At 38.8% G+C, this 15,634-nt stretch carries 17 protein-coding genes; 16 read left to right on the forward strand and 1 reads right to left on the reverse strand.

Annotation, left to right across the window (positions count from 1 at the left end; genetic code table 11):
• Window positions 1-199: 199 nt before the first annotated feature.
• The 4 genes from pabC (at window position 200) to F936_RS05705 (ending at window position 3,244) form a co-directional block, all read left to right on the forward strand.
• Window positions 200-1,012: an aminodeoxychorismate lyase gene (gene pabC, locus F936_RS05690; RefSeq protein ID WP_005045843.1), complete on the forward strand. Its 813-nt coding sequence runs from the start codon at window positions 200-202 to the stop codon at window positions 1,010-1,012.
• Window position 1,013: 1 nt separating this feature from the next.
• Window positions 1,014-2,084 (forward strand): endolytic transglycosylase MltG, encoded by a 1,071-nt coding sequence (gene mltG, locus F936_RS05695; protein WP_005045845.1) that lies wholly within the window; start codon window positions 1,014-1,016, stop codon window positions 2,082-2,084.
• A 9-nt stretch (window positions 2,085-2,093) separates the two neighbouring features.
• Window positions 2,094-2,693 carry a dTMP kinase gene (gene tmk, locus F936_RS05700; protein ID WP_005045846.1) on the forward strand — a complete coding sequence of 200 codons (600 nt, stop codon included), beginning with the start codon at window positions 2,094-2,096 and terminating at the stop codon, window positions 2,691-2,693.
• Window positions 2,694-2,827: 134 nt separating this feature from the next.
• Complete coding sequence (locus F936_RS05705; protein ID WP_003650294.1) at window positions 2,828-3,244, forward strand: PaaI family thioesterase; 417 nt, start codon at window positions 2,828-2,830, stop codon at window positions 3,242-3,244.
• A gap of 59 nt (window positions 3,245-3,303) precedes the next feature.
• On the opposite strand, the gene nadB is transcribed toward F936_RS05705, so the two are convergent.
• Window positions 3,304-4,947: an L-aspartate oxidase gene (gene nadB / locus F936_RS05710; RefSeq protein ID WP_017390058.1), complete on the reverse strand. Its 1,644-nt coding sequence runs from the start codon at window positions 4,945-4,947 to the stop codon at window positions 3,304-3,306.
• A 230-nt stretch (window positions 4,948-5,177) separates the two neighbouring features.
• On the opposite strand from nadB, the gene F936_RS05715 reads away from it, so the two are divergent.
• The 12 genes from F936_RS05715 (at window position 5,178) to F936_RS05770 (ending at window position 15,511) form a co-directional block, all read left to right on the forward strand.
• Window positions 5,178-6,554 carry a Do family serine endopeptidase gene (locus F936_RS05715; protein WP_005045851.1) on the forward strand — a complete coding sequence of 459 codons (1,377 nt, stop codon included), beginning with the start codon at window positions 5,178-5,180 and terminating at the stop codon, window positions 6,552-6,554.
• 125 nt (window positions 6,555-6,679) lie between these two features.
• Complete coding sequence (locus F936_RS05720; RefSeq protein ID WP_005045852.1) at window positions 6,680-7,132, forward strand: acyl-CoA thioesterase; 453 nt, start codon at window positions 6,680-6,682, stop codon at window positions 7,130-7,132.
• 174 nt (window positions 7,133-7,306) lie between these two features.
• A complete protein-coding gene (gene lepA, locus F936_RS05725; RefSeq protein WP_003650302.1) occupies window positions 7,307-9,124 on the forward strand; it encodes a translation elongation factor 4 in 1,818 nt (605 codons plus the stop codon).
• 76 nt (window positions 9,125-9,200) lie between these two features.
• The gene (gene lepB / locus F936_RS05730) at window positions 9,201-10,028 is read left to right on the forward strand and encodes a signal peptidase I (RefSeq protein ID WP_005045854.1); all 828 of its coding nucleotides are present in this window, start codon (window positions 9,201-9,203) and stop codon (window positions 10,026-10,028) included.
• A 24-nt stretch (window positions 10,029-10,052) separates the two neighbouring features.
• Window positions 10,053-10,427 (forward strand): DUF4845 domain-containing protein, encoded by a 375-nt coding sequence (locus F936_RS05735; RefSeq protein ID WP_004643664.1) that lies wholly within the window; start codon window positions 10,053-10,055, stop codon window positions 10,425-10,427.
• Window positions 10,399-11,091, forward strand: a complete 693-nt coding sequence (gene rnc, locus F936_RS05740; RefSeq protein WP_004643662.1) for a ribonuclease III — start codon at window positions 10,399-10,401, stop codon at window positions 11,089-11,091. Before F936_RS05735 ends, rnc begins: the two co-directional genes overlap by 29 nt.
• Before the next feature lie 11 nt (window positions 11,092-11,102).
• Window positions 11,103-12,125, forward strand: a complete 1,023-nt coding sequence (gene era, locus F936_RS05745) for a GTPase Era (protein ID WP_080028321.1) — start codon at window positions 11,103-11,105, stop codon at window positions 12,123-12,125.
• A 17-nt stretch (window positions 12,126-12,142) separates the two neighbouring features.
• Window positions 12,143-12,340 carry an NF038104 family lipoprotein gene (locus F936_RS05750; protein ID WP_004643661.1) on the forward strand — a complete coding sequence of 66 codons (198 nt, stop codon included), beginning with the start codon at window positions 12,143-12,145 and terminating at the stop codon, window positions 12,338-12,340.
• Window positions 12,341-12,349: 9 nt separating this feature from the next.
• Entirely contained in the window at window positions 12,350-13,063 is a 714-nt protein-coding gene (recO, locus tag F936_RS05755; RefSeq protein ID WP_005045856.1) for a DNA repair protein RecO, read from the forward strand.
• 13 nt (window positions 13,064-13,076) lie between these two features.
• On the forward strand, window positions 13,077-13,802 hold the full coding sequence (gene pdxJ / locus F936_RS05760; RefSeq protein WP_005045857.1) for a pyridoxine 5'-phosphate synthase: 726 nt from the start codon (window positions 13,077-13,079) through the stop codon (window positions 13,800-13,802).
• Between the two features lie 6 nt (window positions 13,803-13,808).
• Complete coding sequence (gene miaE / locus F936_RS05765) at window positions 13,809-14,453, forward strand: MiaE family protein (RefSeq protein ID WP_003650317.1); 645 nt, start codon at window positions 13,809-13,811, stop codon at window positions 14,451-14,453.
• A gap of 299 nt (window positions 14,454-14,752) precedes the next feature.
• Window positions 14,753-15,511, forward strand: a complete 759-nt coding sequence (locus F936_RS05770; RefSeq protein WP_005045858.1) for an SDR family NAD(P)-dependent oxidoreductase — start codon at window positions 14,753-14,755, stop codon at window positions 15,509-15,511.
• The last annotated feature ends 123 nt before the right edge of the window (window positions 15,512-15,634 follow it).

Raw genomic sequence — 15,634 nt, forward strand, 5'->3', positions numbered from 1 at the left:
TCTAAAAAAATAATAAAAAACGAATTTAATATGAAAAAAATAGAAATAGTAAAAACAGATAAGTTATTCTTAAATCTTGATATACAACAAGTTTCAAAAGTAGATACGAAATCGGTATAATTTTTTAAAATCAGTCATTTATTATTTAAATGAAAGGTGTTGTATTGTTGGATCGTTTTAAGCAAAGGGTGGATTAAACATGTGGTGTTTTAAAAATGGGCAACCTGTTGAAACCATTCCTTTACTGGATCGAGCATTTCATTATGGAGATGGATGCTTCACCACAATTCGTGTTTTTCAAAACCAGATTGAGCTTAAAGAAAGACATTGGGAACGCCTAAAACTTGCATGTCAAAAACTGTCTTTAACTGCAGATTTTGAATTAATAGAACAGAGTTTGCAGCAACTACAAAAGCAGCATCTTGTGCTCAATGGCACTTTAAAAATTGTGATTAGTCGTGGGGAAGGAGACAGAGGTTATAGCTTACCAAAGCATCAGGCTGATATTTATATCTGGTTTTATCCGAAAGCTTTAGAGCCATTTCAGCCGGACTCTATCCAGTGTGGCGTTTTAAATCAGGCCTTAGGTTTAACCATGCCGAGCTTGGTCGGGCTTAAATCTTTAAACCGTCTTGAACAAGTATTGCTAAAAAAAGAAGCAGATCAACTAGGGTGGGCTGAAGCATTAGTTACTGATGTACAAGGTTATATTGTTGAAGGAGTCAGTAGTAATTGTTTTATTCGTTTAAATGATAGATGGATTACTCCCGAACTTCGCTATAATGGCGTCCACGGTGTAATGCGGGCGGAAATTTTAGCGCGTATGCAGCACCATGGAATTGCCTGTGAAGTACGTATAATTGAGCTAGATGAAGTATCTGAAATACAAAGTCTATTCTTTTGTAATGCTTTACATCCTATGCGAGTGGTCACTCATTTAGGAGCGAAAAAGTTAGAAACACAGGCATGCATAGATTTATTTCATCTCCTTAACTTAAATCAGATTCATTAATATGCCGAAGCCACCTGTGAATGCGAAAGCAAAAAACGCCAAGAAAAATAACAAAAAACAAGCTCCAAAATTTTCTAAGCGATTGGTTCTAATTGGCCTGTTTATTGTTTTAATTTCTACTTTTGCCATTTTATGGTCGAGTCTATTTAAAGCTTATCCGATTGAAGGCAAAAAACAGATGTTATCCATTACATCTGGTGAAACCTATTCTGGTTTTATTGATCGGTTGGCGAAAGAAGGCAAAGTTAGCTTTCCAGTGGTATTAAAGCTTTATCAGAAATTTATGATTCATGACAGCATGAAAGCTGGTGTGTATGAAATTGAACAGGGAATGAGTGTAAGAGAAGTATTAGAGATGCTATCTGATGCAGATAATGCTCAGATGAACCGTGTTTTGGTTATTGAAGGCACAACTTTTAAACAGCTTATCACTGCATTAAAAAATGATAAAAACGTAGAAAATACAATATTAGATTTACCTGATGATCAGCTTATGAAGGCACTTGGCATTCCTTATGGACACCCTGAAGGTTTGTTTGCACCTAATACGTATTTCTTTGCAAAAGGTGAGACTGACAAGAAAATTCTTACCGATTTATATCATCGTCAAATCAAAGCTCTAGATACAGCTTGGGCAAATCGTGCACCGAATTTACCTTATAAAGATAAATATGAAGCATTAATTATGGCTTCTATTGTTGAGAAAGAAACAAGTTTAGATAGTGAACTTACACAAGTTTCTGGGGTTTTTGTCCGCCGTTTAAAAATTGGTATGCGTTTACAAACGGATCCAACTGTTATTTACGGTATGGGTAATAACTATAAAGGTAACATTACCCGAGAAGATCTCCGTACCCCAACAGCATATAATACCTATACTATTAATGGCTTACCACCAACTCCAATTGCTTTGCCAAGCCAAAAAGCAATTGAAGCTGCGCTGCATCCAGATGACTCAAACAACATCTATTTTGTGGCGACTGGCAATGGTGGGCATAAATTTACGGCAAGCTTGCAAGCGCATAATCAAGCGGTGCAAGACTATTTATCCGTGTTGAGATCGAAGAAATAAGGAAAAGAGATGTTTATTAGCTTTGAAGGCACGGAAGGGGTAGGTAAAACTACGCTTATTCGAAAAATTCATCAGCATTTTGAAGAGCAAGGCAAACAAGTTGTTTTAACCCGAGAGCCGGGCGGTACACCGTTAGCTGAACAGATACGCTCTATGCTTTTGGCAGTGAATCATGATGAAAATATGAGTCATGATACCGAGCTATTACTCATTTATGCGGCACGTGCTCAACATTTACAACAGGTCATTTTGCCGGCTCTAGAGTCTAATAAAATTGTATTAAGCGATCGTTTTACCGATGCAAGTTTTGCTTATCAATGTTCTGGTCGTGGTTTAAGTCATGATAAATTACAGCTTTTAAATCAGAACTTTGTTTCACGCATGCCAGAGGTGACTTTCTGGTTAGATGCCCCGATTGAACTCGGTATGAACCGTGCACGTGAACGTGGAGCTTTAGACCGTTTTGAACAAGAAAAGTTAAGTTTTTTCACTAAGGTTCGTGAAGGTTATGAAACCTTATGGAAAGCTGAACCTGAACGAATTAAGCGTTTAGATGCTACACAAAGTCCTGATCAAGTATTTGAGCAAGCGTTGCAATATTTAAGATAAAAATTGATTGGCCACTCTTATTTTTATGAGAGTGGTTAAAAATGATGACAATTCTGGTTTGAATCGTCATAGAAAATATCTGTTATTTTCTTATGCTATCTTACATATGGTTTATAGATTGAAGAATAACAAGGATGAAAAGCTCAAAAGAAGAAATCGTGGCATTTCTTGAAAAGGAATTTCCACCAAGTCTTGAACATTGCACTATTGAATCAGTCACGCCCAAAGCCGCAGTTGTTTATTATCATGTCGATCAAAGGCATCAACGTCCCGGTGGCACCATATCTGGCCCGACCATGATGACCTTAGCAGATTTTGCTTTATATATTGCTATCTTAGGTGAAATCGGAATTATTGGTTTAGCTGTGACCACCAACTTTAATATTAACTTTTTACGCAAACCTGCGGGTGATCAAGACTTACGCAGTGAGTGTAAACTCATGAAAGTAGGAAAGAGCTTGGTGGTGGGTGAGGTTTGGATTTATTCAGTAGGGTTGGATGAACCCGTTGCACATGTGACCGCGACTTATTCAATTCCACCTAAATCATAAATATCAAACCAGATAAAAAGCACAGTCTGAACTGTGCTTTTTTTTTGTAGAAAAACAGCTTAAATATCAGTATTAACCAATGGTTGTTCTACTGCAAAATTTGGAGGAGTTAAAACTGTTTTACGAATCTCACTCGAAGTTTCAGGATAATCGAGTGTGTAATGTAGACCACGTGATTCTTTACGTTGCATCGCACAACGAACAATCATCTCAGATACGAGAACAAGATTACGCAGTTCAATCAGGTTCTTGCTAACACGATAGTCTTGATAGTATTCGGTAATTTCACGCTTTAACATTTCAATACGGTGTAAAGCACGTTCTAAACGTTTTGTGGTTCTGACAATACCAACGTAGTTCCACATGGTAGAACGTAACTCATCCCAGTTTTGTAAAATCACGACATCTTCATCTGGATTGGTGACTTGAGAGTCATCCCAACTTGGTACTTCTGGTAGTTTTAAATCTTTATCAAATTTATTTTCGATGTCTTTTGCTGCACTCATGCCGTAGACGAAGCATTCAAGTAATGAATTACTCGCCATACGGTTTGCACCATGTAAACCCGTATAAGATGTTTCACCAATGGCATATAAGCCTTCAATATCGGTCTGGCTATTTGAGTCAACGACAACACCACCACAGGTGTAATGAGCTGCTGGAACGACAGGAATCATATCTTTGGTAATGTCGATGCCCAATTCAAGCAATCGCGCATAAAGTGTAGGGAAGTGTTCTTTAATAAATTCTGGTGATTTGTGCGTGATGTCTAACCACACATGGCGAATACCGAGGCGTTTGATTTCATGGTCAATGGTACGTGCCACAATATCGCGTGGAGCCAGTTCTGCACGATCGTCAAAACGCAGCATGAAACGTTCACCATCTGGCAAGCGTAAGTAAGCACCTTCACCACGCATCGCTTCGGTAATTAAAAATGAACGAGCTTGGGGGTGATAGAGACAAGTTGGATGGAACTGATTAAATTCCATATTCGCAACACGACAACCTGCGCGGTAAGCCATAGCAATACCGTCACCAGTGGCAATATCTGGATTAGATGTGTAGAGGTAAGCTTTCATTGCACCGCCGCAAGCAAGCGCGGTAAATGGTGCAAGGAAGGTATGAACCTTTTCTGTGTTTTCATCCAATGCATACAAACCAATAGCGCGATTCGCTTGGTCAACATGTCCTAATTTTTGCGAAGTAATTAAATCAATCGCAATATAGTTTTCAAAAATAGTAATATTTTTACGTTCTTTGGCACGTTCAACTAAGGTGGTTGAAATGGCTTTGCCTGTTGCATCAGCAGAATGGATAATACGGCGCTGTGAATGACCACCTTCGCGGGTTAAATGAAGTTGTTCGTCTTCATCTAAGGTAAATTGCACGCCTTGCTTTAAAAGAAAATCTACAGAAGGGCGACCACCTTCTACGGTATGCTGAACTGCATCCATTTCACATAAATGGGCGCCTGCAATCATAGTGTCATTAATGTGCTGTTGAATAGAGTCAGTCTCATCAAGAACAGCAGCAACACCACCTTGAGCGTAGAAGGTACTTGCTTCGGTTAAAGCAGCTTTTGCTAAAACTGCAATATTAAAATGATTTGGTAACGATAAAGCCAGACTCAAACCAGCGCCGCCGCTGCCCACAATAATCACGTCAAAGTGGTGAATTGTCTGTAAATTAGGCATGTCCATTCGCATCAATTTAAAACGTCCGCTAATGACACCGCTTTTTATCTAAAAAGGCAAGAGCTTAAGCGCTCTAACTCAGAGAAAAATTGCAATTGGCTTAAAAATTTGCAATGCGTAAAATAATCATTGTGATGATGCCTTACAAATAAACATATTGTTACGCACAACTCCAAAGCGTTGTGATACAACAGTTTTATTCTTATTCTCGTAGACCAATTGTGGGTGAGCACCAAATGAAAACTCGCTATTTACAACAAGGAATGTATGCAGCGGTATTTACAGTTGCTGCTGTTCAGGCAAATGCTACTGTTGATTTTTCAAACCTCGTTGAACAAGTTAGTCCAGCCGTGGTGAGTGTAAACGTTGTAAAAAAAATGACTCAGGATGAACTATTGCAGCAGCAAGTTCCTGAAATTTTAAAACGTTTTTTTGGTAATCAGGTCATCATTCCGCAGCAACAAGGTCCACAAGAAAAAACTGCATACGGTAGTGCATTCTTTATTAGTAAAGATGGTTATCTACTCACCAACCACCATGTGATTGAAAATGCCTCACGCATTAGTATCACTTTAAATGATCGTCGTGAAATTGATGCAACGGTGGTCGGTAGTGATGAGCGTACAGACGTTGCATTGTTAAAAGTGACTGGAAATAGTTATCCAGCTTTACGTGTAGGAAATGTTGACCGCTTACGAGTGGGAGAGCCAGTTTTAGCAATTGGTTCGCCGTTTGGTTTTGACTATTCAGCTTCGGCAGGTATTGTCAGTGCTAAATCACGAAATATGAGTGGTGAAACTTCGGTGCCATTTATTCAAACTGACGTTGCGCTAAACCCAGGTAACTCCGGTGGCCCATTGTTTAACCAAAATGGTGAAGTAGTCGGGGTAAACTCTCGAATATTTAGTGGTACTGGCGGCTATATGGGCTTGTCTTTCTCTATCCCGATTGACGTAGCGATGGATGTAGCCGAACAGCTTAAAACTAAAGGCAAGGTAACGCGCTCTTATCTTGGTGTGATGATGCAAGACATTGACCGAAACCTTGCCGATGCTTACAAGTTACCAAAACCTGAAGGTGCTTTAATTACTCAAATTTCTCCGAACTCACCTGCACAAAAAGCAGGACTGAGAGCTGGAGATGTGATTTTGAAATATAACGGTAATCCGGTATCGCGCACCAGTGAATTACTGTATGCATTAAACAAAGTACAGCCGAATCAAACTATTCAGTTTGAAGTATTACGTGATGATAAAACCCGTAATATTTCAGCAACTTTAACGACTGCCCCAGATGAAACGCCTGCCACAGGTGCACAAAGTGCTGTATCTAAAGGTCCAGTTCTAGGAATGAGCATTCGTGATTTGGCTGAACCAGAAAAAAGTGCTTTAAGTGTAAAAGGTGGTATCTATGTACAAGATGTTCGCCGTGGTGGCCTAGCATCATTGTCAAATATCATTCCGGGTGATGTGATTGTTCAAGTCAACAATAACCAGATTTTAAATAGTCAGGATTTTGCAAAAGTTGTTTCTAACTTGCAAAAAAATACTGTAGCACGTGTCGCGATTATTCGTCAGGGACAACGCGCAATGCTTGGTTTACGTATTCAGTAAACTTAAAAAGAAACAATGAGCCACCCTAAACATGGGTGGTTTTTTGTTATTTATCTTGAGCGTATAGTGATATCTACCTACACTTATTTCAGTTTGAAAGTTAATAAATAAGAGTGTGAACATTCGTGAGTAGTATTTTTGATTTACATATTCAGGTACAGCCACATCATATTGATGCGTTAGGACATGTGAATAATGTGATATATGTACAGTGGATGCAAGATGTAGCTGCTGCTCATGTTGAAACCTTAGGAGTAGGGGTCACTAAATACCTCGAGTTAAAACATGCAATGGTCGCGGTTGAGCATCATGTGCAATATCGTAAAGCTGCATTTGAAGGCGAACAAATTGTATTACGCACATGGTTAGATGATATCAACGCTCTTTATTCTTTCCGCCAGTATGTATTTTTCCGCCCATCCGATCAGGCTGTATTATTTGTTGGAAATACAAAATGGGCATGTATTGAAATTGCCACAGGGCGCCCAAAACGAATGTCTCCAACTTTTACTCATGCATACCAGCCGCTTGATTCGAGCATAAACCCTTATGATTTTACTGTTTCATATGCTCGATAACCTGAAGCAACATGCTCACTTTGATTCTCCTTTTTAAAACATAAGTACAAAGCTCATGATTATTTTGGATACTTTAAAATATCCATCTGTTATAATCGCACGCAATTAATTTAACTGCTTTGGCTGTGTATTAAAACAAGCTACATAGCACTCTATATTTTCTCAAGGTAACCCATGGCGCAAGCTAAAAAATCCGTCGATATCAAAAATATACGAAATTTCTCGATTATTGCTCACATTGACCATGGTAAGTCTACATTGGCTGACCGTTTTATTCAGATGTGTGGTGGTCTACAAGATCGTGAAATGCAAGCCCAAGTCCTAGACTCAATGGAGCTTGAGCGTGAACGTGGGATTACCATTAAAGCCGCTTCTGTCACGCTATATTACACTCATCCGAATGGTCAGGAATATCAACTTAACTTTATTGATACTCCTGGACACGTAGACTTCTCGTATGAAGTTTCCCGTTCATTAGCTGCATGTGAAGGTGCGCTATTGGTTGTAGATGCTGCGCAAGGTGTAGAAGCACAATCAGTTGCAAACTGTTATACCGCAATTGAACAAGGTCTCGAAGTTCTTCCTATTTTAAATAAAATTGATTTACCACAGGCTGAACCTGAACGTGTAATTCATGAAATTGAAGAAATCATCGGGATTGAAGCGACAGATGCACCGACATGTTCAGCAAAAACAGGTTTGGGTGTTGAAGGCGTATTAGAGCGTTTAGTCGATGTTATTCCAGCGCCTGAAGGCGATCGTGATGCTCCATTGCAAGCATTAATTATCGACTCATGGTTTGATAACTACTTAGGTGTAGTTTCTCTTGTACGTATTAAACAAGGTCGTATCCGTAAGGGCGACAAAATGTTGGTTAAATCGACAGGACAAACTCATCCGGTAACTTCAGTGGGTGTATTTAATCCTAAGCATACTGAAACAGATATTCTTGAAGCTGGTGAAGTTGGTTTTGTTATTGCGGGTATTAAAGATATTTTTGGTGCACCAGTAGGTGACACTATTACCCTTGCTGCTACACCTGATGTTGCAATTTTACCAGGTTTTAAAAAGGTTAAACCGCAGGTTTATGCTGGTCTTTTCCCGATTGATGCGAGTGACTTTGAGCCATTCCGTGAAGCGTTACAAAAATTGCAGATCAACGACTCGGCTTTGTTCTTTGAACCAGAAAGCTCAGATGCATTAGGTTTTGGTTTCCGTTGTGGCTTCTTAGGAATGCTACACATGGAGATTGTACAAGAGCGTTTAGAGCGTGAGTATGACCTTGATCTCATCAGTTCTGCACCTACCGTAATTTATGAAGCATTAACCAAGAAGGGCGAAACGATTTATATCGATAGTCCATCAAAAATGCCAGACGGATCTACTGTAGAAGATTTGCGTGAGCCGATTGCAGAATGTCATATCCTTGTTCCTCAAGAATACTTAGGGAATGTAATGACCCTATGTATTGAACGCCGTGGTGTTCAAAAAGATATGAAATTCTTGGGTAATCAAGTTTCTATTACCTTTGAAATCCCGATGGCTGAAGTCGTTATGGATTTCTTTGATAAATTAAAATCATGTTCTCGTGGTTTTGCATCGCTAGACTATAACTTTGTGCGTTTCGAAAGTTCAGCTTTAGTTAAGGTTGATGTATTAATTAATAGTGACAAGGTTGATGCCTTGGCTATGATTTGTCACCGTAATGACGCGCGTCATCGTGGTATTGCATTGGTTGAGAAAATGAAAGATTTGATTCCTCGCCAAATGTACGACGTTGCTATTCAAGCGGCTATCGGTGCACAAATTATTGCTCGTTCTACTGTAAAAGCAATGCGTAAAAACGTATTAGCGAAATGTTATGGTGGTGACGTTTCACGTAAGAAAAAACTACTTTCTAAACAAAAAGAAGGTAAGAAACGTATGAAACAAGTGGGAAGTGTTGAAATTCCACAAGAAGCGTTCTTGGCTGTATTGAAAGTAGAAAGATAAGAAATGAGGGTGGGAGAAGTAAGATATTACTTTTCCCCCACTTTAAGACAAGCAGCTAGGCTGCGAGTGAGGTCATGTGGATTTTGATTTTAATTTAATTCTTGTTCCAGTTACGCTGATTCTATTTGCAGTGTGGTTGTTAGATAAATTTGTATTTAAACAGCGTGCAAATAAAGGGCGCGGGAACGAAAATTTTGTTATTACATGGGCCTATGACTTTTGGCCAGTTTTAGCTGTAGTACTTGTACTTCGTTCATTTCTTTATGAACCATTTAATATTCCATCAGACTCTATGGTACCCACTTTAGAAACTGGTGATTTTATTCTGGTTAATAAATTTGATTATGGTGTGCGTTTACCTATCGTCAATAAGAAAATTATTGATATGGGAGAACCAAAGCGTGGTGATGTGATTGTGTTCCGTTATCCACCTCAACCTACCATTAGTTATATTAAACGTGTAATCGGTTTGCCGGGTGATCATCTTATTTATGATCATGGACAATTGATTATTAACGGACAAAAAGTACCGAAAGTATTAACACAGTTTAGTCGCGAAAAAGACGTGTTAGATACCCCAACGTCTATTTATCATAAAGAGACGATTGGTGAACACACCTTTACGATGCGTGAGCTTGAAGGCGTAAATGTGGCGCGTCAAGCACCGTTTATCAATTATGTTGAAAATGGTAAATATGCAAACCAAGACGGTTTATATTGGGAAGTGACTGTTCCAAAAGGACATTACTTTGCAATGGGAGATAACCGTGATCAAAGTGCAGACAGTCGTTTCTGGGGCTTCGTTCCTGAAGAAAATTTAACAGGACGAGCATTCTATGTGTGGATGCATAAAGAACCGGGTTTACATCTTCCTAACTTTGGCCGAAATGGAAAAATAGATTAAAAACAACCATTAGGAAAAAAAGAAATGCGTAAGGCACAACAAGGTACTTCGTATTTAGCAATTTTATTTGGGGTGGTTATATTTGCAGTTGCAGTAAAAGCTGTACTTGCAGTTTGGCCAGCATATTGGGATGATCGATTGATTAATAATCAAATCGAAGAGCTTTTACAAGAAAGCTCTTCTGAGATCACACCACAGAAGTTTGTGACACAAATGGATCAGCGACTGGAAATGAACAATATTCGTGATCTCCACTTTAAAGAGATTGCGCAAGTGTTTAATCAGTCTGGTCTGACAGTCAAAAAGAAATATGAAGTAAGAAAACCTTTCTTATCAAATATTGATTTAGTTTTAACATTTGAGAAGAGTTTTGATAAAACATCAGTTCAAACTAAGTGATCCTCGCTTATTGAGTCGCATCGGATATCAATTCAAGCAGCTTGAGTTGTTACAGTTAGCTTTGACTCATCGTTCGGTGAGTCATAAATACAATTACGAGCGCTTGGAGTTTTTAGGCGATTCATTATTAGGCATGATTGTTGCCAATTATCTATATCATGCCTATCCAAATGAAAACGAAGGTCGTCTAACGCGTATGCGAGCGACTTTAGTCCGTCAGGAAGCTTTAGGTAAGATTGCAACCGATTTGCAACTTAGTCGGTGTTTAATATTAAGTACGGGTGAATTGAAATCTGGTGGTCATCATCGTGAGTCAATATTGGCTGACACGGTAGAAGCCATTATTGGTGCAATTTATATTGATAGTGGTGATCTCAACTTACTTACAGATATTGTGCTAAAATGGTATGTACCCTATTTAGACCATATTGAACCTACGGATCAACTTAAAGACCCGAAATCACGTTTACAAGAGTATCTACAAGCACGTAAAAAACCTCTCCCTGTTTACGAGGTTGTAGATATTCAGGGTGATGCACCTCACCAGCACTTTAAAGTTGAATGTTTGATAGATGGTTTATCAAAGATTTATGGTGAGGGTTCAAGTCGTCGTTTTGCCGAGCAGGCAGCAGCGGCGGAAATTTTAAAGTTATTGGAGCAATAACCTGCATGTCGATGCATTCTGATCAAATCAATCCAGATTCAAATGATAACCAAGATCCTAATAATCTGATTGATCAATTTTTTAGTTCCAAAGGCGTAACAATTCCTTCGGATTTTAAGAGCGGATTTGTGGCGATTGTAGGACGTCCAAATGTGGGTAAATCTACCCTCATGAACCATTTATTAGGTCAAAAGCTCTCGATTACTTCGCGTAAACCTCAAACAACACGTCATAAAATTATTGGTATTGATTCGCGTGAAAAAATGCAGGCGGTATATGTAGATACCCCAGGTATGCATAAAAAAGAAGTACGCGCTATTAATAAAATGATGAACCGTGCAGCTCATTCTGCATTACGTGACGTCAATTTGGTCTTATTTGTTATTGATGCTTATAAGTGGACCCCAAATGATGACTTAGTGCTTGAAAAACTCAAGAATGCTGAAATGCCAGTTATTTTGGTGATTAACAAGGCTGATACTTTTGAAGATAAAAGAGATATTCTTCCTTTAATTCAAGAGCGTGCCAAGCTTATGAATTTTGCCGAGATTGTTCCTGTATCTGCATTACGCGGAGCAAATCTGGAACACTTGAGTGAAACGATTGAGAAGTATCTTCCTTATCAAGCGCCTTTGTATTCATTTGATCAGATTACTGACCGTTCTGAACGCTTTTTAGCTAGCGAAATTATTCGTGAAAAAATCATGCGCCAGTTGGGTGAAGAGCTTCCTTATGATTTGACAGTACAAATTGAATCTTTCAAAACGGAAGAGGCTGCTGTTAATGAGAAAACTGGTCGTTTAAAACCAGCTTGTACCTATATTGATGCAACGATTTTTGTAGATCGTGCGGGCCAAAAAGCGATTGTGATTGGTGAAAAAGGTGCCAAGCTTAAAACAATCGGTATGGATGCTCGAAAAGACATGGAAAAAATGTTTGAGCAAAAAATTATGCTCACACTTTGGGTAAAAGTGAAGGGTGGCTGGTCTGATGATGAGCGTGCCTTAAAAAGCTTAGGATATAGTGATATCTAAAGGATAAGGATACTGGTATGAAAACAATTACATCATTGGTCGCTATAATTGGATGTACATTGATGTTACAGGGTTGTGTATATAAGCTTGTAACCGTACCAGTAGGTATCGCCTATAAAACTACAAAAGGTGTTGTCAAAGGTACAGCGGCTGTTGTAGGCGCGGTGATTCCTGATGGCGATGATGACAAAAAAGAAAAAGAATCTGAGGAATAGTTTCTTTTTATGATGCGCAATGAAGTCCTCCATGGATATATGATTCATCACCGTAAGTACCGTGAAAAAAGTCATATTGTGCATCTTTTTACTCAGGAGTATGGGCGAGTCGATGGTATTTTAAGACAGACTCCGCCTCCTCAGTATCAACCTATCCGATTACAAGCGACAGGTAAAAGTGAGCTGAAGAACTTTACTAAGTTAGAAATATTAAATCAGCCTGTTTTCTTTTTCGGTGACGCCTTTTTTGCCGGATTTTATTTAAGTGAAATCATTCTTCGGTTATGTCCACTTGAAGAGGCAATGCCTCAATCTTTTGAACAATATCAGTTAACTCTATTGCAGTTACAGCAGCTCGCTTCTACTGATCAACCCGATCTTTTTTTAAGACAGATATTACGCCAGTTCGAACATGTGCTTTTGCCTGAACTTGGGTACGCACTTGATTTTTCAATTGATACTCAGCAGCAGCCGATTCAATCTCATCAGTTTTATCAATTTCAAGTGACCGAAGGTTTTGCTCCTGTTGCGCAGGCGAGTCGTTCATCTTTGTCAGGAAAAGCGATTTTGTCTATGGTGGATTATGAGCAAGGGCAGGATTTTTCTCACGAACAACTGCAATTATTAGGTAAACTATACCGTCAAATGATTACATCGCTTTTAGGAGATCGTCCCCTAAAAAGTCGACAGTTGTGGATTCAAAATACTCAAACTCAATCGTAATTAGGATTTTTTTATGGCTGCATTGCTTGGTGTAAACATAGACCATGTTGCTACTTTGAGACAGGCGCGTGGTACTACTTACCCAGACCCTGTAGAAGCTGCTCTTATTTGTGAACAAGCTGGTGCAGAGGGAATTACCTTGCATTTGCGTGAAGATCGTCGCCATATTCAGGATGATGACGTACGCCGCATGCGACCATTACTAAAAACACGCATGAATCTAGAGTTGGCTGTTACTGATGAAATGGTCGAGTTTGCGAAAGAAATTCAGCCACAGCATGTATGCTTCGTTCCTGAAAGACGCCAAGAAGTAACAACTGAAGGTGGTTTAGATGTAGTGGGTAACTTTGACAAGGTTAAAGCTGCAACTCAGACTTTAGCTGCTATTGGTTGTGACGTATCATTATTTATTGATGCTGATCTAGCTCAAATTGATGCAGCAGTTGCATGTGGCGCACCTACGATTGAGTTGCACACGGGGGCATATGCAGATGCAGCAACGGAGCAAGATCAACAGGCTGAATTGGCGCGTATTATTAAAGGTGTTGAATACGCAGCTTCAAAAGGTTTGGTGGTAAATGCTGGTCATGGCCTTAACCTTAAAAATATTGCTCCAATTGCTGCTATTTCACAAATTCATGAGTTAAACATTGGGCATTCAATTATTGCGGATAGCATTTTTGTAGGTCTTGTTCAAGCTGTCAAAGATATGAAAGCAGCAATTCAGGTGGCAGGATAATTGGTTATGTCGAGTATCAATTACGATGAACTAATGCAACCTGTTTTGGCCTTTTTAGGATGTCAAACGCCCAAAGCATGGCTAGATGAAGCGATCAATAATTTAGATATATTGATGCAAGATCATGCTAACTGCGAAAAAAAAGCAGCTAGTACAGCAATGAACTTAATGTTCCGCTATAGCTTTTTCCCTGATTTGCAAGTAAAGCTTGCACAACTAGTACGGGAAGAAATGCTCCATTATGAACAGGTGCTTGAGCTAATGGCCAAGCGTGGTCAGAAATGGGATGGCTTAAGTGCAGGGCGCTATGCAGGTGGGTTGCGTAAAGAAATCCGTACTTATGAGCCGGAAGCTTTAATTGATGTACTTGTGGTAGGTGCTTTTGTTGAGGCGCGCTCATGCGAACGTTTTCATGCACTTGCCCCACGTGTAGATGAAGAGTTAGGACGCTACTATCGCTATTTGCTTAAGTCAGAGTCTCGTCATTTTGAAGACTATTTGGCACTTGCACTTGATGTTGCAAAAACTGCAAAAATGAAAAATCCTAAAGAGGATATTCAGCAGCGCATTGAGCATATCCGTGAGGTTGAAAAGAACTTGATTTTAACGCCTGATGATACCTTCCGTTTTCACAGCGGCGTGCCTGCATAATCAAAAAAGTTGTAAATAAAAAAGTTTATCTTTCTAGGTAAACTTTTTTTATTTTAACCTTTAAATTTTTTAATTATTTTTATAAGTGGTTAGCATCTGGGGATGCGGTATTTATTACCTGATACTCCTGATGAAATCATATCTATATAATTAATTTCCTTAAATATTGTTATCCATAATTAAATTTTTTAGAAAAATATTTTATTTTTTAAAGTAATAACGAATATTATGTAAATATAAAGATAGGTTTGTTCATAATAGGTTCAACGAAAGTAGTTGAATATTTTAAGGATATAAGAATGTTAGCATTAGTTACAGGCGCTTCTGCGGGTTTTGGTTATAGTATTTCAAAAAAACTGATTGAGTTAGGTTATAAAGTTATTGGATGTGGAAGACGGGCAGAAAAGCTAAAAGAATTACAACAAGAGCTCGGTGAAAAATTCTATCCACTCGTATTTGATATGACAGATACAGTAGAAAATATAAATAAAGCATTGGTTGATTTACCAGCCGAATTTCAAATCAGTCAAATTGATTTATTGGTTAACAATGCTGGATTAGCATTAGGCCTGGAGTCAGCAGATAAATCAGATTTGGATGATTGGTACACCATGGTGGATACCAATATTAAGGGATTGATTACTGTTACGCGGTTAATTTTACCGAATATGGTGAAGAAAAAGTCCGGTTTAATCATCAATATGGGATCAATTGCAGGTACATACCCATATCCGGGTGGTAATGTTTATGGTGCAACCAAAGCATTTGTGGAGCAATTTAGTTTAAACCTTCGAGCTGACCTGTCAGGTACTGGTATTCGAATAACTAATATTGAGCCCGGTCTTTGTGGTGGTACAGAATTTTCTTTGGTGCGCTTTAAGGGCGATCAGGATAAGGTAAATAGTCTGTATGATAAAAAGAAGCCAATCTTGCCTGAAGATATTGCAAATACGGTAGCGTGGGTCGCATCACAGCCTCCACATATTAATATTAACCGTATTGAAATGATGCCGACTTCTCAGTCTTTTAATCCCCTAAAAGTTGTTGAGGTAGAGTAATAAGGTTCAGAATGAACCGATAGTGAGTTTATAGATGCTATGTCTTTTGAATTTTGATTCGGACATTGAATGAAATTAATAGATTAATAATTAAATCCTCTATGTTGTGATAGGGGATTTTTT

The sequence above is a fragment of the Acinetobacter calcoaceticus DSM 30006 = CIP 81.8 genome (assembly GCF_000368965.1).
GTDB classification, from domain to species: domain Bacteria; phylum Pseudomonadota; class Gammaproteobacteria; order Pseudomonadales; family Moraxellaceae; genus Acinetobacter; species Acinetobacter calcoaceticus.